This window comes from Streptomyces sp. NPDC053474, from assembly GCF_044544845.1.
Classification (GTDB): domain Bacteria; phylum Actinomycetota; class Actinomycetes; order Streptomycetales; family Streptomycetaceae; genus Streptomyces.
Map to the genome: position 1 here is coordinate 26372 of NZ_JBITXV010000012.1, position 15223 is coordinate 41594.

At 74.0% G+C, this 15223-nt stretch carries 17 protein-coding genes; 10 read left to right on the forward strand and 7 right to left on the reverse strand.

Annotation, left to right across the window (positions count from 1 at the left end):
* Positions 1–21: 21 nt before the first annotated feature.
* The gene (locus tag ACIG3E_RS27155; RefSeq protein WP_399621531.1) at positions 22–1560 is read left to right on the forward strand and encodes an ATP-dependent DNA ligase; all 1539 of its coding nucleotides are present in this window, start codon (positions 22–24) and stop codon (positions 1558–1560) included.
* Between the two features lie 33 nt (positions 1561–1593).
* Here ACIG3E_RS27155 and ACIG3E_RS27160 read toward each other — a convergent pair whose 3' ends face one another.
* A complete protein-coding gene (locus ACIG3E_RS27160) occupies positions 1594–2211 on the reverse strand; it encodes a DUF2867 domain-containing protein (protein ID WP_399621533.1) in 618 nt (205 codons plus the stop codon).
* Positions 2212–2364: 153 nt separating this feature from the next.
* Between ACIG3E_RS27160 and ACIG3E_RS27165 the strand changes: the two genes are divergently transcribed.
* Both ACIG3E_RS27165 and ACIG3E_RS27170 read left to right on the forward strand, forming a co-directional pair.
* Positions 2365–2973, forward strand: a complete 609-nt coding sequence (locus ACIG3E_RS27165; protein ID WP_399621535.1) for a TetR/AcrR family transcriptional regulator — start codon at positions 2365–2367, stop codon at positions 2971–2973.
* Positions 2974–3256: 283 nt separating this feature from the next.
* A complete protein-coding gene (locus tag ACIG3E_RS27170; RefSeq protein ID WP_399621537.1) occupies positions 3257–3838 on the forward strand; it encodes a snapalysin family zinc-dependent metalloprotease in 582 nt (193 codons plus the stop codon).
* Between the two features lie 279 nt (positions 3839–4117).
* Here the strand turns inward: ACIG3E_RS27170 and ACIG3E_RS27175 are convergent, their stop codons facing one another.
* The 6 genes from ACIG3E_RS27175 to ACIG3E_RS27200 all read right to left on the reverse strand — a co-directional run bounded on the left by ACIG3E_RS27175 (position 4118) and on the right by ACIG3E_RS27200 (position 9676).
* Positions 4118–5347: a DUF1015 domain-containing protein gene (locus ACIG3E_RS27175; protein WP_399621540.1), complete on the reverse strand. Its 1230-nt coding sequence runs from the start codon at positions 5345–5347 to the stop codon at positions 4118–4120.
* Positions 5348–5428: 81 nt separating this feature from the next.
* Positions 5429–6709, reverse strand: a complete 1281-nt coding sequence (locus ACIG3E_RS27180) for an MFS transporter (protein ID WP_399621542.1) — start codon at positions 6707–6709, stop codon at positions 5429–5431.
* Positions 6706–7791: a PLP-dependent cysteine synthase family protein gene (locus ACIG3E_RS27185; protein ID WP_399621544.1), complete on the reverse strand. Its 1086-nt coding sequence runs from the start codon at positions 7789–7791 to the stop codon at positions 6706–6708. Before ACIG3E_RS27185 ends, ACIG3E_RS27180 begins: the two co-directional genes overlap by 4 nt.
* Before the next feature lie 140 nt (positions 7792–7931).
* Complete coding sequence (locus tag ACIG3E_RS27190; protein WP_399621547.1) at positions 7932–8363, reverse strand: hypothetical protein; 432 nt, start codon at positions 8361–8363, stop codon at positions 7932–7934.
* Positions 8364–8538: 175 nt separating this feature from the next.
* The gene (locus ACIG3E_RS27195; RefSeq protein WP_399621550.1) at positions 8539–9000 is read right to left on the reverse strand and encodes a hypothetical protein; all 462 of its coding nucleotides are present in this window, start codon (positions 8998–9000) and stop codon (positions 8539–8541) included.
* Positions 9001–9103: 103 nt separating this feature from the next.
* The gene (locus ACIG3E_RS27200; RefSeq protein WP_399621554.1) at positions 9104–9676 is read right to left on the reverse strand and encodes a GNAT family N-acetyltransferase; all 573 of its coding nucleotides are present in this window, start codon (positions 9674–9676) and stop codon (positions 9104–9106) included.
* A gap of 545 nt (positions 9677–10221) precedes the next feature.
* Between ACIG3E_RS27200 and ACIG3E_RS27205 the strand changes: the two genes are divergently transcribed.
* The 7 genes from ACIG3E_RS27205 (at position 10222) to ACIG3E_RS27235 (ending at position 15190) form a co-directional block, all read left to right on the forward strand.
* The gene (locus ACIG3E_RS27205; RefSeq protein WP_399621557.1) at positions 10222–10716 is read left to right on the forward strand and encodes a DUF6174 domain-containing protein; all 495 of its coding nucleotides are present in this window, start codon (positions 10222–10224) and stop codon (positions 10714–10716) included.
* Between the two features lie 131 nt (positions 10717–10847).
* On the forward strand, positions 10848–11114 hold the full coding sequence (locus ACIG3E_RS27210; RefSeq protein ID WP_138965182.1) for a hypothetical protein: 267 nt from the start codon (positions 10848–10850) through the stop codon (positions 11112–11114).
* Positions 11115–11291: 177 nt separating this feature from the next.
* A complete protein-coding gene (locus tag ACIG3E_RS27215; protein WP_399621560.1) occupies positions 11292–11594 on the forward strand; it encodes a hypothetical protein in 303 nt (100 codons plus the stop codon).
* Positions 11572–12153, forward strand: a complete 582-nt coding sequence (locus ACIG3E_RS27220) for an RNA polymerase sigma factor (protein ID WP_399621563.1) — start codon at positions 11572–11574, stop codon at positions 12151–12153. The genes ACIG3E_RS27215 and ACIG3E_RS27220 overlap by 23 nt, the downstream gene beginning before the upstream one ends.
* Entirely contained in the window at positions 12150–13217 is a 1068-nt protein-coding gene (locus tag ACIG3E_RS27225) for a hypothetical protein (protein WP_399621565.1), read from the forward strand. The genes ACIG3E_RS27220 and ACIG3E_RS27225 overlap by 4 nt, the downstream gene beginning before the upstream one ends.
* A gap of 217 nt (positions 13218–13434) precedes the next feature.
* The gene (locus ACIG3E_RS27230; protein ID WP_399621567.1) at positions 13435–13920 is read left to right on the forward strand and encodes a cation:proton antiporter regulatory subunit; all 486 of its coding nucleotides are present in this window, start codon (positions 13435–13437) and stop codon (positions 13918–13920) included.
* Between the two features lie 4 nt (positions 13921–13924).
* A complete protein-coding gene (locus ACIG3E_RS27235) occupies positions 13925–15190 on the forward strand; it encodes a cation:proton antiporter (RefSeq protein WP_399621570.1) in 1266 nt (421 codons plus the stop codon).
* Positions 15191–15223: the final 33 nt, after the last annotated feature.

The window sequence follows — 15223 nt, forward strand, 5'->3', positions numbered from 1 at the left end:
CTCGCGTTGCAGGATGGCCGCATGCTGTTCGCCAGGGTCGCGGAGGTGTCCAAGGAGGTGGCGGCGACGGCGGCGCGGTCGCGGAAGGTCGCCCTGCTGTCCGACCTGTTCCGGGCCGCCGAACCCGCCGACGTGCCGTTGGTCATCCCCTACCTGGCGGGACGGCTCCCCCAGGGGCGGATCGGGGTGGGCTGGAACGCGCTGAAGGATCCCGTCGCCCCGGCGGCCGAGCCGACGCTCGCGGTGGCGGACGTGGACGCGGCGCTCACCGTGCTGGCCGCCGTCGCGGGCGCCGGAGCGCAGGCGGAACGGCGACGCCTCGTCCAGGAGTTGCTGGGCGCGGCCACGGCGGACGAGCAGAAGCTGCTGTTCGGCCTGCTCACCGGCGAGGTACGCCAGGGAGCCCTCGACGCGGTCGCCGTGGAGGGGCTCGCGCGGGCCACCGGAGCCCCGGCGGCCGAGGTCCGGCGGGCCGTGATGCTGGCGGGCGACCTCACCCCCGTGGCCCGAGCGGTGCTCGAAGGCGGCGTGGCGGGCCTCGCGGACTTCCGGCTCACCGTCGGCCGCCCCGTCCAGCCGATGCTCGCGCACAGCGCGCCGTCCGTCGGCGAGGGGATCGACAAGCTCGGGCCGTGCGCGGTCGAGGAGAAGCTGGACGGCATCCGCGTCCAGGTGCACCGCGACGCCGACGACGTACGCGTCTACACGCGCACCCTGGACGACATCACGGACCGGCTGCCCGAGCTGACAGCCCTCGCGGGCGCGTTGCGGGGGGCGCGGTTCATTCTCGACGGCGAGGTCATCGCGCTCGACGCGGCCGGGCGGCCCCGGTCGTTCCAGGAGATCGCCGGGCGCGTCGGTTCCCGTCTCGACGTGGCCGCCGCGGCGGCGGAACTGCCCCTGTCCCCGGTCTTCTTCGACGCGCTGTCCGTCGACGGCCAGGACCTCCTCGAACTCCCGCTGCGGGAGCGGCACGAGGTGCTCGCCCGGCTCGTGCCCGCACCGATGCGGGTGCGCCGCCTCGTCGTCGAGGACCCGGCCGACGAGGCGGCCCGCCGCGCCGCCGACGACTTCTTCGCCGCGACCCTCGCGCGCGGCCACGAGGGCGTCGTCCTCAAGGGCCTTGACGCCGCCTACAGCGCGGGCCGCCGCGGCGCCTCGTGGCTGAAGGTCAAGCCCGTGCACACCCTCGACCTGGTGGTCCTGGCGGCCGAGTGGGGCCACGGGCGGCGCACCGGCAAGCTCTCCAACCTCCATCTGGGCGCCCGTCTCCCCGACGGTACGTTCGCGATGCTCGGCAAGACCTTCAAGGGCATGACGGACGCGATGCTCGCCTGGCAGACCGAGCGCCTGCGGGAACTGGCCGTCAGCGACGACGGCTTCGTCGTGACCGTCCGCCCCGAACTGGTCGTGGAGATCGCCTACGACGGCCTGCAGAAGTCCTCGCGCTATCCGGCCGGCGTCACGCTGCGGTTCGCCCGGGTCGTCCGGTACCGCGAGGACAAGCGGCCGACGGACGCGGACACCGTGGCCACGGCCCTGGAGCAGCACCAGGTGTGAGCGCCCTTTGGCCGAGGGCGGCCGCGACGCGCGTCAGCCCGCGTCGGTGGTCTTGCCGCGCCGGTTGGGGCGGCCGTGGTCGAGCCAGGCGCGCTCCCACTGGCGGGTCAGCACCGGATAGACGATGAGGTAGCGGAACGGGAGGATGCAGGCCATGTAGATCCGCCCGAACCGCCCGTTGGGCTTGACCAGGGCCGCCATGCGCAGTTCGTATTCGCCCTCGTCGGTCCGCACCCAGCCCACGTGCATGATGGCGTGGACGGTCTTGTTGCCCAGTTCACGGGCCGCCTCGTTGTCGAGCTGGTACACCTCGGAGAACGGGTCGGTGCAGGGGACGGCGTCGCTCGCGGTCCGGGCCAGGTCGGCCGGGAGGCGGTCGCGCAGCGAGGCGACCCGGCCGCCCAGGCCCGCCCGCTCGGAGTCCCAGCCGAGCAGGCCGCCGAGCTTCCAGCGCACCGCGAACAGGAACCGGACCGCGGCGGGTTCCTCGCGGATGTCGTACGCCGTCTTCAGCGCCTTGACCATCACGGGGAAGTCGTCGGGACCGGCGTCGGGGGCGCGGAAGGACCACACATCTTCGATCCGGAAGTCCTGGGTGAACTCGTGTATCCGCCACGGCTGTGCGATGTGGGCGGCTTTCGGGATGCGCATCGGTCATTCCTTCCAAGCCGGTGTGCCCGGTGTGCTCTGTCGGTGGCACGGGGGACGCGGCGACGGTGCCGTCGGTCATCCCGTACCAGGGAAATGGATCCGCCAGTTCCGGAACCACTGGTATCGTTACTTCTAGTTCCGTATGATGCGCTCATGTCCGCTCGAAAGCAAGCCCGCAACCCGGGGGGCCGCCCCCGGGACAGCCGCGTCGACGACGCCATCGCCCCCGCCGTCCTTCAACTCCTGGGCGAGGTGGGGTACACGCGGCTCACGATGGCCGAGGTGGCCGCGCGGGCCGGGGTGGGCAAGGCGGCGATCTACCGCCGCCACGCCACCAAACAAGAGATGATCTTCGACGTGCTGCTGCCGGACCAGTTCCTGGCCGTGGCACCCGACCTCGGTTCCCTCCGCGCCGACCTGGCCGCCGTGCTCGACGAGGTCGCGGACGCCATGACCGCTCCGCCGCCAGGGACGGTTCCCGGCCTGCTCGCCGACCTCCACGCCGACCCGGCCCTGCACGAGCGGTTCGACGAGAAGTACCTGGGAGCCCAGCGCCGGACCCTCACGGAGATCCTGGACCGCGCGGTCGCGCGCGGCGAACTCGCCGCCCGCCCCGACCTGGCCGCCCTCAACGCCCTCCTGGTCGGCCCCGTCTTCGCCTGGCTGTTCCTGCTGTCCGAGTCCCCCGACCGGCTCCCCACCCTGACCGCCGCCCTGCTCGACGCGGTCCTCGCCCTCGCCGCGGGGGCCAAGGCCGCGTGACGTGAAACGGCGCTTCCCCAGCGCTGACGGGGAGTTGAGGGGCGGCCCTGCGGAATTTCACATGCCTGTGACTGCTGTTGCGCGCGCGCTCGGCGCTGTACCGTCTCGGTCGAAGTCCGGTGGCGTGGAAGGGAGCGGCGCATGTCCGGCCCCCCGATCGGATGCACTCCAGACGGCGTCCGTCGCTGACCCACCCCTTGCCATCAACACCGCGTACAGCCTGTCCACACCCCCCACAGTTCCGGCTCCCGAGGGAGCCGGCCTCACGAATGAAGGGACAGCAATGCGGCATTACATACGGCTGGGAATAGCCGGTACCGCGGCGGCGGTCGTCCTCACGGCGTTACCGACGGCCCACGCTCTGGCCACCCCGGAGCCCGCCCGCACGAGCACGGCGTCCCTTGTGGTGACGCTCCGCTACGACGACACCCGGGCCGCGGGCTGGGAGGCCGCGATCACGGCCGGAGTCGCCTCCTGGAACTCCCACGTCGACAACGTCAAGCTGGTCAAGGCCGCGCCCGGCACCCGTGCCGAGATCCAGATCGTGGCCACCAGCGGCTGGCCGCAGGCCACCCTCGGCCCGGTCCGCCCCGGCGGCCGTGGCGTCGTCCAACTCGGCCAGGAAGCCGTCACCCAGGGCTACGACAAGACCCGCATCGCCGCCCATGAGATCGGCCACAACCTGGGCCTTCCCGACACCAAGCCCGGCCCGTGCTCGCAGTTGATGTCGGGCTCCACCGGCGGGGTCTCCTGCAAGAACGCGGTTCCCGACGAGGCCGAACAGGCCCGGGTCGAAGCCGCGTACCGCAGCGGCGCGGCAGCGCACACGCCCACCGACGGCCGCGTACTGGTCGACGCGCGATAGCTCCCGGCACGGTCCCGGCGCGACGATGCCCGACCGTGTCCCCCACGGTCGGGCATCAGGTCGCGCCTCTCGTCGTCACCTCGGGGTCATCGCCCCCGCGGCCCTCGCCGTCGAGGCATGTGTCCGTCCTTCACGCCGCCCCCCGCGTCCGGCGCGCAGCCGGTGCCGTCGCCGTCCTGCCGCCAGCTTGGCCAGCCCGTGTGCTGGAGCCATGACGTCCGCGTACGGGCTGTGCCACGGCTCGGCGGACAGGTGCGGGGAGCGGCTGAAGGGCAGCCGTCACGACAGGCCGAGCACCCGCAGGGCCAGGCCGATCGCCGGTTTCGGGCCGAACGACGTGGACTTGCGCGGCAGCAGCACCCCGGCCCGCGCCAACTCCCGCACCCGCTCCTCCCCGAGCGCGGGCAGCAGCACGGCGCTGCCCCGGCCCGGCGCGGCCACCGCCGCGACGGCCCCGGCCGCGTCGTGGTGGTGGCGTACGGCGCCGGGCAGCTCCGGCACCGACCACGCGGCGCCGATGAGCAGATGGTCGCTGACGGCCGAGGGCAGCGCGGCCCACTGCGGCGGCCGCCCGGCGAGGGCGTCGCGCAGGGCGCCGGGTTCCGGATCGCTGACGGTCCAGGCCCCGCCTCCGCCGACGAGGACCATCTCGTCGGGCCCGGGCGGGCGCGGCCCCTGCGGCAGCCGCCGGACGCGGGCGACCTGGGCGGCCACGGCCGCCGCCTTCTCCGGATCGAGCCCGGGGAGCACCCGGTGGATCGCGGCGAGCCGCGGCGGATACGCGACGGTGTCCACGAACAGGGCCAGACTGCTGGCCCAGGGGCTGCTCCGGTCCGCGCCCAGGCGCAGACAGGCGGCGTGGCGGTGGTGGCCGTCGGCGATGAGGGCCTGACCGGTCCCCACGCCCGCGCTCAGCAGGGCCGTCTCGGCCTCGTCGTGGCACGCCCACACCAGGTGGGTGGTGTCGCCGACGCGGGCCACGGCCGTCGGGGTGCGCCGGGTGATGTGGTGGGTGATCTGCGTGGCCGTCGACCGCGTGCCGCGGTACGTCAGGAGCAGCGGCTCCAGTTGGGCGCGCAGGCCCGCCATGTGCGCGGCCCGCTGGCGTACGACGTGGGCGGACACGTCCTCGTGCGGCAGCAGGTCCCGGGCGGTGCCCCGCGGGCGGGGGATCGGCAGTTCGCCGATCACTCCGCGCTGCAGGATCCGGGCGCCGCGTTGCTGCTGGTACACGTACAGGGCGGGGTGTTCGTCGCGCCGCAGTACGCCGCGTCGCAGCCAGCGCTGGAGCTGTCCCGCCGCGGCCTGCGGGTCGGACGCGTAGATCAGGCGGGCGATGTGGTGCGGGCGCACGCGCTGGGAACGCGCGTGCGCCGGTTCGAGGTCGTCGTGGGGCGGGGCCACGAGAGCGGACAGGTCACCGGCGCGGTCCTCGTCGTAGCGCACGGCCCGGAAGGGGCGCAGGCGCGGTGGAGTCGGGCCGGGCACGGTCGGGTCGGAGGTGGACATGGGGCACTCCTGTGGGATGGCGCGGCCTGCCGGGGGCAGGCGTCAGACGACGCCTGCCCCCGTCCGCCACGGGTCAGTGGGTCAGGCCGTCGCGGGCCGCGGCGCGGGCGGCGCCAATCGGCCAGTGCGGTGCAGGCCGTACAGCGCGCTCGCGCAGCCGAGGCCGAGTGCGAGCAGCGCGGCCCAGGGCAGCGCGGGGAGCCCCGCCTCGCGGGCGGCGTCCAGCGCGGCGCCGGTGAGGAGGTTCCCGAGCGTGATGCCCACTCCGCAGACCGTGTTGTAGAGGCCGTAGTGGGTGGCGACGAGGCGATCGCCGCAGAGGCGGACGATGGTGTCCATCTCGAAGGGGTAGGCGATCATCGTGCCCAGGGCCAGGAGCAGCGCCGCGAGCGCGGGCGGCACGGCGGCCAGGGCCCAGAGCCCGACGCGCGAGGTGGGCACGGGCAGCGCGGTGGCGAGGAGCAGCGGCACGAAGGCGACGCCCATCACCGCGAGTCCCCGCACCAGGGCCTCACCGGGTTCATAGCGGGCCTTGCACCAGGCGGTGACCTTGGTCTGGCCGACGATGGTGCTCAGTCCGCTGACGGCGAAGAGCGCGGCCACCGCCACGGTGCCGAACTGCCCGTCCCCGCCGAGCCTGCGCACGTCCAGGGGCAGCGCCAGATAGACCTGGAAGGACAGGACGTACGAGCCGATCATGGCGGTGGAGAACAGCAGGAACGGCCGGTTGGTGAGGATGCCCCGCCACTGGGTGAGCACGCGCTCTCCCGTGCCCTGGGCGCGCTGTCCGCCGCGGACCGGCAGGGCGCGGATCTGCACCACGGAGAGCAGGGCGAAGATCGCGGCCGCCACCAGGCAGGTGATGCGGAAGTCGACCCCGGTGAGGACCATGCCGACCAGCGGGCCCAGCAGGATCCCGGCCTGGTAGAAGACGTTGAACAGCGCGAACGCCTCGACCCTGCGCTCCCCCGCGTCCACCGCGAGGTAGGCGCGCACCGCCGGGTTGAACAGCGCGCCCGCGAGACCGGTGGCGGCCGACGCGGCGAGCAGCGCGGGCAGCGAGTCGACCAGGCCGAGCGTCGCGAAGCCCACCGTCCGCAGGACGCAGCCCGCGACGATCAGGGGTTTGTAGCCGAACCGGTCGGCGAGCGTGCCGCCGACCAGGAACATGCCCTGCTGGCTGAAGTTGCGTACGCCGAGGACCAGTCCGACGAGCCAGCCCGCCAGGCCCAGCGTGCCGGAGAGGTGGGCGGCCAGATAGGGCATCAGCATGTAGAAGCCGAGGTTGATGGTGAACTGATTCACCATCAGCAGCTGGACGCTGCGCTCGTAGGACCGCAGCTGGACGAGGGTGGCTTTCACCGGCTCGCCTCCGTCTTGGCGGTCAGGGTCAGCGGGTCGACGACCTCGGCGCACCGGGTCCAGCGGTGCACCTCCTTCTCGTCGGCGCGGCCGATGACCTCCGGTTCGGCGGGCGGCGGGCTGTCGAGAAGGCCGTGCCGCGCGCAGTAGTCGTCGTCGTAGACGGTGCTGAGGTAGCGCTGCGGTCCGTCGGGGAAGATCGCGGCGATGCGGGTGTCGGCGGGCAGGGTGCGGGCGAGCCAGCCCGCGACGAGCGCGACGGCGCCGACGCTCCAGCCGCCGGTGGCGTAGTGGGAGGCGGCGAGGCGGCGGCAGGTCCACACGGCCTCGTGCGGGGCGACCCAGTGGACCTCGCGGAAGGTGTCGTAGGCGACGTTGCGGGGGTAGATGCTGGAGCCGAGGCCGCGCATGACGCGGGTCCGGGCGGGCTGGCCGAAGATGGTCGAGCCGATGGTGTCGACGCCGACGATGTCGATGTCCGGGTACAGCTGGCGCAGGACCCGGCCGACTCCCGCGGAGTGGCCGCCGGTGCCGACGCTGCACACGAGGACGTCGATGTGGCCTAGCTGGGCGGCCAGTTCGAGGCCGAGCGGGGTGTACGCGCTGGTGTTGTCGGGGTTGTTGTACTGGTCGGGGCACCACGAGCCGGGGCGGGCGCGCAGCAGTTCGGTGACGCGGTCGCGGCGGGCCTGCTGCCAGCCGCCGGTGGGGTGCGGCTCCGCGACGATGTCGACGCTCGCTCCATAGGCGGTGAGCAGGCGCGTCATGGACGGTTCGAGGCCGGGGTCGGTGACGAGGGTGACGGGGTGGCCGTGGACCATTCCGGCCAGGGCGAGGCCCAGGCCGAGGGTGCCGCTGGTGGACTCGATGATCCGGCCGCCGGGGCGCAGTTCGCCCCGGGCGCGGGCCCGCTCCACCATGTGCAGGCCGGGCCGGTCCTTGATGCCTCCGGGGTTGAAGCCTTCCAGCTTCGCCCAGAAGCCGTGTCCTGCGGGCGTGAGGGGCTCGGACACGCGCAGCAGCGGTGTGTCCCCCACGAGGGCCGACAGGGCGGAACGGTCGGTTGTCCTGGCGATGTTCATCGGTGACTGCATCTCTTTCGCTCTCGCTCGACGAATGCGCGGTGCGTGTTCATCTCGCGTCGCGGTCTCGCGGCGGACGGGGGTCCGTGTCCGCGGGGCCGCGGGCGCGGCAGCCGGGGGCGCGGCTGCGGGCGAGCGGTCTAGATGCGCCACCGGGCCGTGCGGACGAGAGTCGTCCGGCCGGTTCGTGTTCGTCGCCGCCGGTGTGCCGCGCGGGGCCTCGGCGCTCCGAGCACCACGACGGCCGCCGCGGCGGTGAGGGCTCCCGCTCCGGCGGGCGGGGGGTCCGCCGCCGGGGCGGCGGGGGTGCGCAGGGGGCCGTCCGGGGCGCACTCCTCGGATCCGTGGTGCTGGTGGGGGCCGTGCGGGGCGGCGTCCTCCGCGCTGGGAACGGCGGTGGTGACCGCGACGGGCGGGCGCTGGGGCCCGTGGTACTCGTCGAGCGGTCCGTGGACGAGCGCGCACAGCACCATGACGGCGAGCAGGGTGCCGCGCACGAGCACGGCGATCCTGCGCCGCCACGGTGTGCGCCGCCCTCGGGGGCAGGCGGGCACGCGGGGGAATACGGACACGGGTCCTCCGGTCGTGCGCCTCCTCGACGGCGGCGGCCGTGAGGGGGGCGACGACGGATGTGAGTGGGGGGTGTGGGGAACGATCGGCCTCCGGCGACGGCCGCTCCCGCCGTCCACGGACAGCCGGGCGTGCGGGCGGACGGGCGGAGGGCGGGCCGGGGCCGGGCGTCGCGGGTTAGACCTGTTGGACCACGGATGACTTGAGGGCCACGGCGGGGGTCAGCGCGTAGGCGTACGCGCCGGAGGCGCGGCGTGCGGGCGGGCGCCCGGGAGCACCCTGCTGCCCGACCGACGCGGCCAGGCCGGGCGCGCCGAGGGCCGGTCCCTGTGCGGGCTGTCCGGAGGCGCACTGCTCGTCCGGGTGCACGGAGCCGTGCTCCCCGTGGCAGCCGTCGTCCGCGGCCAGGGCGGCCGCCTCGGACTCGCTCGCGGGCGCTTGTGCGGCGGTGCCCGTCACGGACACGGCGCTGGTGGCCAGGTGCGCCCCGGCGTTGTCGGGGCTCGCCCCGTGCGCGAGGGCCACGGCGAACAGCAGCGCGGCGAGCGCCAGGAGCCGCGGCAGCGAACCCGTCGTACCACGGGATTCCGCGCCAGCACGGCCCCGCGCCATGCGCCGGGGTGACCAAGCCGTAACCACGCCGTGATCCTAACCAGCTCTCGACGCCGCTCCGTCAACTCCCCCGAAACAACGTCATCGCGCCAGGCAAATGACCGAATCCCCTGCGGTCGCGGCCGGCCCCTCAGCGCAGGTCGAGCCGCATGACGACCCGGGGGTGCCCGGCGAGCACCGAGGTGGTGTCGGCGGCGTGGGTGAACCCGGCGCGTTCGAAGTTCCGGCGGATCCCCGCGTAGGCCATCGTGAGGTCGACCCGCGCGTCGCCGTTGTCGAGCGGATACGCCTCGATCGCCGGAGCTCCCTGGTCGCGGGCGAACGCGACGGCACCGGCGATCAGGGCGTGCGAGATGCCCTGCTTGCGGTGGCCGGGGCGGACGCGCAGGCACCACAGCGACCACACCGGCAGGTCGTCGACGTGCGGGATCTTCCGGCTGCGGGCGAACGAGGTGTCGGCGCGTGGTGCCACGGCGGCCCAGCCGACCGCCTCCTCGCCGTCGTAGGCGATCACCCCGGGCGGCGGGTCGGCGCGGCACAGCTCGGCGACGTACTCGCCCCGGGCGGGCCCGCGGAGTTCGTTGTTGAGCTTGGCCGGGATCCGATAGCTCAGGCACCAGCAGACGTTCGCCCCCGGCGCCTTCGGACCGACCAGCGTGCGGACGTCCTCGTACACGGACGCCGGACGCACCTTGATGACCATGGCACCACGATGTCATGGCATCGGCAGGCGGGCGCGATACGGGCGGACTCGGCGCCCGGAACGGGCACGGGACCGCTCCGGCACAGCTCCCGCCACCCCTCTGAACACCGGGGATGAGAGCGCTCTCCCAGTCAGAACCGGTCAGAGAAAGCCCCCTCGCGGGCACGGTCTCCTCCCTGCCGGGCCGGTAGAAAGGTATACGGCTGTCAGTTTCGAGTGGTTGCGGACGGCAGCACAGCCGCGCCGTCACCCCCGCTCGCCGCCACCGCGCTCGTGTGGCCCGGGTCGCCTACAGGTGCTGGGGCCCTGACCGCGCGAGGAAATGACGTCGGCGGCAGCGGACACGGCGTGCAGGGCGGTGACCGGGCGGCGCCCGGTCACCGCCGCATGCCGGGCTTGCCCGCTCCGGCCCGCCGCCGGAGTCCTCCCGGGGGCCTGCGGCGGCGTGCAGCGGAAGGACTGCGCCACGCTGGTCGCCGATGTCGGACGCGAACGTTCCTGACCCCGGATGCGTCACAGCGGTATCCGTCGTCGAAAGGGCCGACATGACCGTCGCGCGTCCTCGTGTTCCCGTCCGCTTCCTGGCTTCCGTCGTCCTGGTCGTGGGGGTGTCGGGCACGGCCGCCGCCTGTGGGGACGAACCCGCCGCGCTCGTCGAGAAGGCGGGGCCCGCGGGCGGCTGGCAGGAGCCGTCCTCGTACGCGTACACGCTGAGGTCGGGTGCGGGCGAGCGCGCGCTGATCGGGACCTTCCGTGTGACGGTGCGCGACGGGAAGGTGAGCGAGGCGGTCGGCCTGGACGACAGCGGGCGCCGCGTCGTCAAGGAGCTGCCCGGGCACGTGCCCACCATCGGCGAGCTGTTGGACGAGGTCGAGCAGGCCAGGCGCGAGAAGGCGCACACGGCCGAGACCGAGTACGCGGCCGACGGACACCCGGCGCGGATCACCCTGGACTGGGAGAAGGAGGCGATCGACGACGAGGCCCTGTACGTCATCAGCGCCTACGAGCCGCTCAGCGGCGGAACGGAGCCAAACGGGTGACGAACGGTCACCTTTCCGGCCGAGGAACGGTTACGGGTTGCGGCAGGGCGAGATGAGTGTCCGACCTCGACGCTCCGACGGCATGGCCGTCGCGTTCCGCAGGCCGCCCCTGCCGGGAAGGAAGAACGACCGTGAAGATCGCCAAGGCCGCCTTCGGTGTCGTCGGCGTCGCGATGGCCCTCGGGGCCGTCACTCCCGCCGTCGCCGCCGAACCGCTGGGCGGAGGACAGCAGTTGCTGGACACCGCCGTCACCGGGAACAAGACCCCGCTCGACGCCGTCGACGTGAAGAAGGTCGTCGGCACCGTGGACGAGACCGCGGGGAAGCTGAAGAAGGCCGACGCCACCAGGGCCGCAGGCAAGGTCGGCGAGGTAGCGAAGGGCGCGGGCGCCCTCTAGACCTCCCGCGCGTGACGACGCGGCGCCCCGGGGAACCGGGGCGCCGCGTCGTGCTGTGCCCAGCTTCGCCCGTCGCTGCCAGGTGACCAGCGTCATGTCACAACTCCCCGCTACAGCGCCACTGTTGAGCGTGCGGCGCCGCGCGGTGGCGGTGCGGAGACGAGAAGGGGCACGCGAGTGGATCCTGTGGTGGCCGGGACAGTGGCGACGGTGCTCGTCAGTGTCGTCAGCGGCGTGGTGAAGATAGTCCGCCAGTGGCTCGGCAGGGAGGTGGAGCTGGCACGCATCACCCACGAGGCCCTGACCGAGCGGGTGCGCTGCACCGCCCCGTGGGCGTCGCTGCGGGAGTCCCGCGACGGCCATCACGTCCAGGTCGTCGCCGCGGCGCGACGGGCACCCGGCCGCGCGGCGGCCCGCCCCGGCCTTCCCTCGGCCCCGGCGATCGGGGGTGGCCGTCGTGGAGGAAGCCGCCGGCGCTGAGCTGAGTCCGCCACGGCCGCTGGAGGCCGATACGGTCGCGCTGCCCGGCCGGGAGCTGGCCGAGGAGCTGCACGAGACCGAGTACCCGGCCCTGGTGCGGTTCCTGCTGTTCCACGGGGCTTCCTGGAGCGAGGCGCAGGACGCCGCGCAGGACGCGTTCACGCAGATGTGCGCGCCGGGCGTGGCCATCCGCTACCCCAAGGCCTGGCTGCGCACGGTGGCCTGGCGCTCGTGGGTGGCGCAGCAGGTCAGCCTGGAGGACAGCTGCGCGGAGCCGCCGGAGCCGCGCGTGCTCGTGCGGTGGCAGACGCCCGCGCACGCGGCGGAGCTCGGCGAGGAGGCCCGGCACGTCACCGCCCTCCTGCTCGGCCTGCCCGTCAAGCAGCGGGCCGCCATGGCCTGGCACCTCGACGGGTTCACCACGCAGGAGAGCGCTCGGGCGATGGGGACGACCCAGGCCGCCGTCCGGCAGAACCTCGCGCGGGCCAGGGCCGCGCTGCGGGTGGGCCTCGGCCTGGCGGGTCCCGGCGTGGGCGACGTGCACAAGGGGCAGCGATGAGCCACGACGGGGGTACGCCGAGCCGCGACCGGGAGTCCTCGCAAGGCCCCGGCCACGAGGACACGCGCGCGGCCGACCGCGCGCTCGACGCCCTGCTGGCCGCCGCGCACCGCCGCGTCGGCGTCGCCGTGCACGACCGGATCATGGGGCAGGGCGGCCCGCCCGAGCTCCGCGACCCCGACCTCGCCCTGGACCGGATGCTCGCCACCACGTACCGGCAGACCGAACTCGCCGTCACCACGCGGCTCGACCGGGAGAGCGAGGCCGCCGGGGAGCCGAGGGCGGCACAGGGGCCCCAGGCGCCCGCCGACCACGCGTTGCTGCGGCGACCCGCGGCGGTGCGCCTGAAGTACCGCCTGGAGGCGCTGCGCATCGCCCACTCCTTCGGCCCCGTGGGTCTCCTGGACTCCCTGCGGGCCGCGCTGCGCGAGGCACGGTGCCTCGCGGAGCTCCTGGAGGCGGACACGGCGCCCGCCGGGGCGCACGAGTCCGTCCGCCGCCTGGACGCGCGCCTGGCCCAGGTGCGGCTCCCGCCGACGCCCCGGCGCCGCGCCTCGCCCGTGATCGGCCGGAGCTATCTGGCCGCCGTGGAGGACTTCCTCGCGCCGGGGGCCGAACAACTCGTCCGGGCGGTACGGGAGGTACGGCTGCTGCTCGACGAGGAGCTCGCGCCCTGCCTCACGGACGGGCCGGAGGAGCGGGACGGGCCGGACGAAGGGGACAGGGCCGGTGAGCATGCCGCCGTACCCGGCTATCCACTCGGCGCCGACGTCGTGGCGCAGGACCTCGTGGACGACCTGGCCGACGCCCATGACCAGGCCGTGACCCTCTGCCGCGCGATCAGTGACGTGGAACGGGCCTGCACGGACTTCGTCGGGGCCGATCTGCGGGGCGCCCGGCTGGACGGCGTACAGCTGGAGGGCATCAAGTGGGACGCGGCCACCGTGTGGCCCTCGGAGTGGGAGCCGCTGATCCGGCGGGCGTCGCTGCCGGTCGGCGGGGAGCGGGGCGTGCTGGTGGTCGCGGCGGAGCCGTACGACAGCGTGGTATCCGCCGACGCGTAGGCGCCCGCCGGACGCCGACGCGTGGGGCGCTCACGGAAGGCCGGCGCGTGGGCGCCCACCGGAGGCCGGGGCCCCGGGGACCACGTGGCCCCACGCACCCGTGCCACCGCCCACAGCCTCTCTCCACGTACCACCAAGGACCGGCCAAGGATCGGCAAAATTCGGACCGATAGGGTGGCATGAACACGAAGTCACCCACCAGCGCCAAGGGAGAGCTGTGTCCGCTTCACGTTTGAGCCGCACCCCGTTGCCCGGCATCGGTACGCGCTACGACCTCGCCACGCGTGAGCAGCGACGGCTGTCCGTCGTGGCGCACCGGGACGGCGGGCGCACGCTCAGCGCCTACCGGTCCGACGACCCGGACGCCTGCGCGCTGTCGCTCCGGCTCACCGCGGGCGAGGCGGCGGCGCTCGGTGACGCGCTCCTTCCCGCGCCGCAGTGCTCCACGGTGCTGCACACCACCGACCTCGGCCTGGTCGCCGAGCGCGTCGAGATCGCGGGCAGCTCGCACTGGAACGGGCGGGTGCTCGGCGACACCCGGCTGCGCACCGCGACCGGCACGTCGGTCGTGGCGGTGCTGCGCCGGGCGGAGGCCATTCCGTCGCCCACGCCGGACTTCCGGCTCGCGGGCGGGGACACGCTCATCGTGATCGGCACCCGCGAGGGTGTGGAGAGCGCCGCGACGATACTCGGCAGGGAGTGAGCGCGTGCATTCTGCTGTCCTGCTGATCGAGTTCGGCGCCATCATCCTCGCGCTCGGCCTGCTCGGGCGGGTCGCCGGGCGGTTCCAGTTCTCCCCCATCCCGCTGTACCTCCTCGCCGGGCTCGCGTTCGGCACCGGCGGTGTGCTGCCGCTCGGCGCCAGCGAGGAGTTCGTCGCCATCGGCGCCGAGATCGGCGTCATCCTGCTGCTCCTGATGCTCGGCCTGGAGTACACGGCCAGCGATCTCGTCAGCAATCTCAAGACGCAGTACCCGGCCGGGATCGTCGACTGCGCGCTCAACGCGGTGCCGGGGGCGGCCGCCGCCCTCCTGATGGGGTGGGGTCCGGTCGCCGCGGTCGTCCTCGCCGGAGTCACCTGGATCTCGTCCTCGGGCGTCATCGCCAAGGTGCTCGGCGACCTGGGGCGCCTCGGCAACCGGGAGACCCCGGTGATCCTGAGCATCCTGGTCCTCGAAGACCTCGCCATGGCCGTCTATCTGCCCATCATCACGGCCCTGCTCGCCGGGGTCGGCTGGGCCGCGGGCAGTCTCACCCTCGCGATCGCCCTCGGCGCGGCGGGCGCCGTGCTCTTCGTCGCGGTGCGCTACGGCCGCCTCATCTCGCGCTTCGTCTCCAGCGACGACCCGGAGAAGCTGCTCCTTGTCGTCCTCGGTCTGACCATCCTCGTCGCGGGCATCGCACAGCAGTTGCAGGTGTCCGCCGCCGTCGGCGCGTTCCTCGTCGGCATCGCGCTGTCCGGCGAGGCCGCCGAGGGCGCGCACACTCTCCTCGCGCCGCTGCGCGACCTGTTCGCCGCCGTGTTCTTCGTCTTCTTCGGCCTGCACACCGATCCGGCGAGCATCCCTCCGGTGCTCCTTCCCGCGCTTGCGCTCGCTGTCGTCACCGCCTGTACGAAGATCGCCACGGGGTACTGGGCCGCGCGGCGCGCGGGCATCTCCGTCAAGGGACGCTGGCGGGCGGGCGGCGCGCTCGTGGCGCGCGGCGAGTTCTCCATCGTGATCGCGGGGCTCGCGGTCTCCGCGGGCATCGAGCCGTCGCTCGGCCCGCTGGCCACGGCGTACGTCCTGATCCTGGTGGTGGCGGGGCCGCTCACGGCCCGCTTCGTGGAGCCCATCGCCGCCTTCGCGGGCGGCCTGTCCCGGCGCCGGGACGACCAGGTGCGGGAGCGGGAGTGCGCCCCGGCCGAAAGGTCCGACGAGCGCGCCCCGGCGGCCGAGCCGCGCGCCTCCGAGGTCATCGACGTGGACTGAGCGCCGCTCGACGAGCCCGTCGCCGTGGCCGGG

Coding starts and splice junctions, on each gene's coding strand:
- ACIG3E_RS27205 (WP_399621557.1), top strand. CDS start 10,222: ATGACCGTCGCGCGTCCTCGTGTTCCCGTCCGCTTCCTGGCTTCCGTC.
- ACIG3E_RS27225 (WP_399621565.1), top strand. CDS start 12,150: ATGAGCCACGACGGGGGTACGCCGAGCCGCGACCGGGAGTCCTCGCAA.
- ACIG3E_RS27185 (WP_399621544.1), bottom strand. CDS start 7,791: ATGAACATCGCCAGGACAACCGACCGTTCCGCCCTGTCGGCCCTCGTG.
- ACIG3E_RS27165 (WP_399621535.1), top strand. CDS start 2,365: ATGTCCGCTCGAAAGCAAGCCCGCAACCCGGGGGGCCGCCCCCGGGAC.
- ACIG3E_RS27160 (WP_399621533.1), bottom strand. CDS start 2,211: ATGCGCATCCCGAAAGCCGCCCACATCGCACAGCCGTGGCGGATACAC.
- ACIG3E_RS27155 (WP_399621531.1), top strand. CDS start 22: ATGCTGTTCGCCAGGGTCGCGGAGGTGTCCAAGGAGGTGGCGGCGACG.
- ACIG3E_RS27200 (WP_399621554.1), bottom strand. CDS start 9,676: ATGGTCATCAAGGTGCGTCCGGCGTCCGTGTACGAGGACGTCCGCACG.
- ACIG3E_RS27175 (WP_399621540.1), bottom strand. CDS start 5,347: ATGTCCACCTCCGACCCGACCGTGCCCGGCCCGACTCCACCGCGCCTG.
- ACIG3E_RS27170 (WP_399621537.1), top strand. CDS start 3,257: ATGCGGCATTACATACGGCTGGGAATAGCCGGTACCGCGGCGGCGGTC.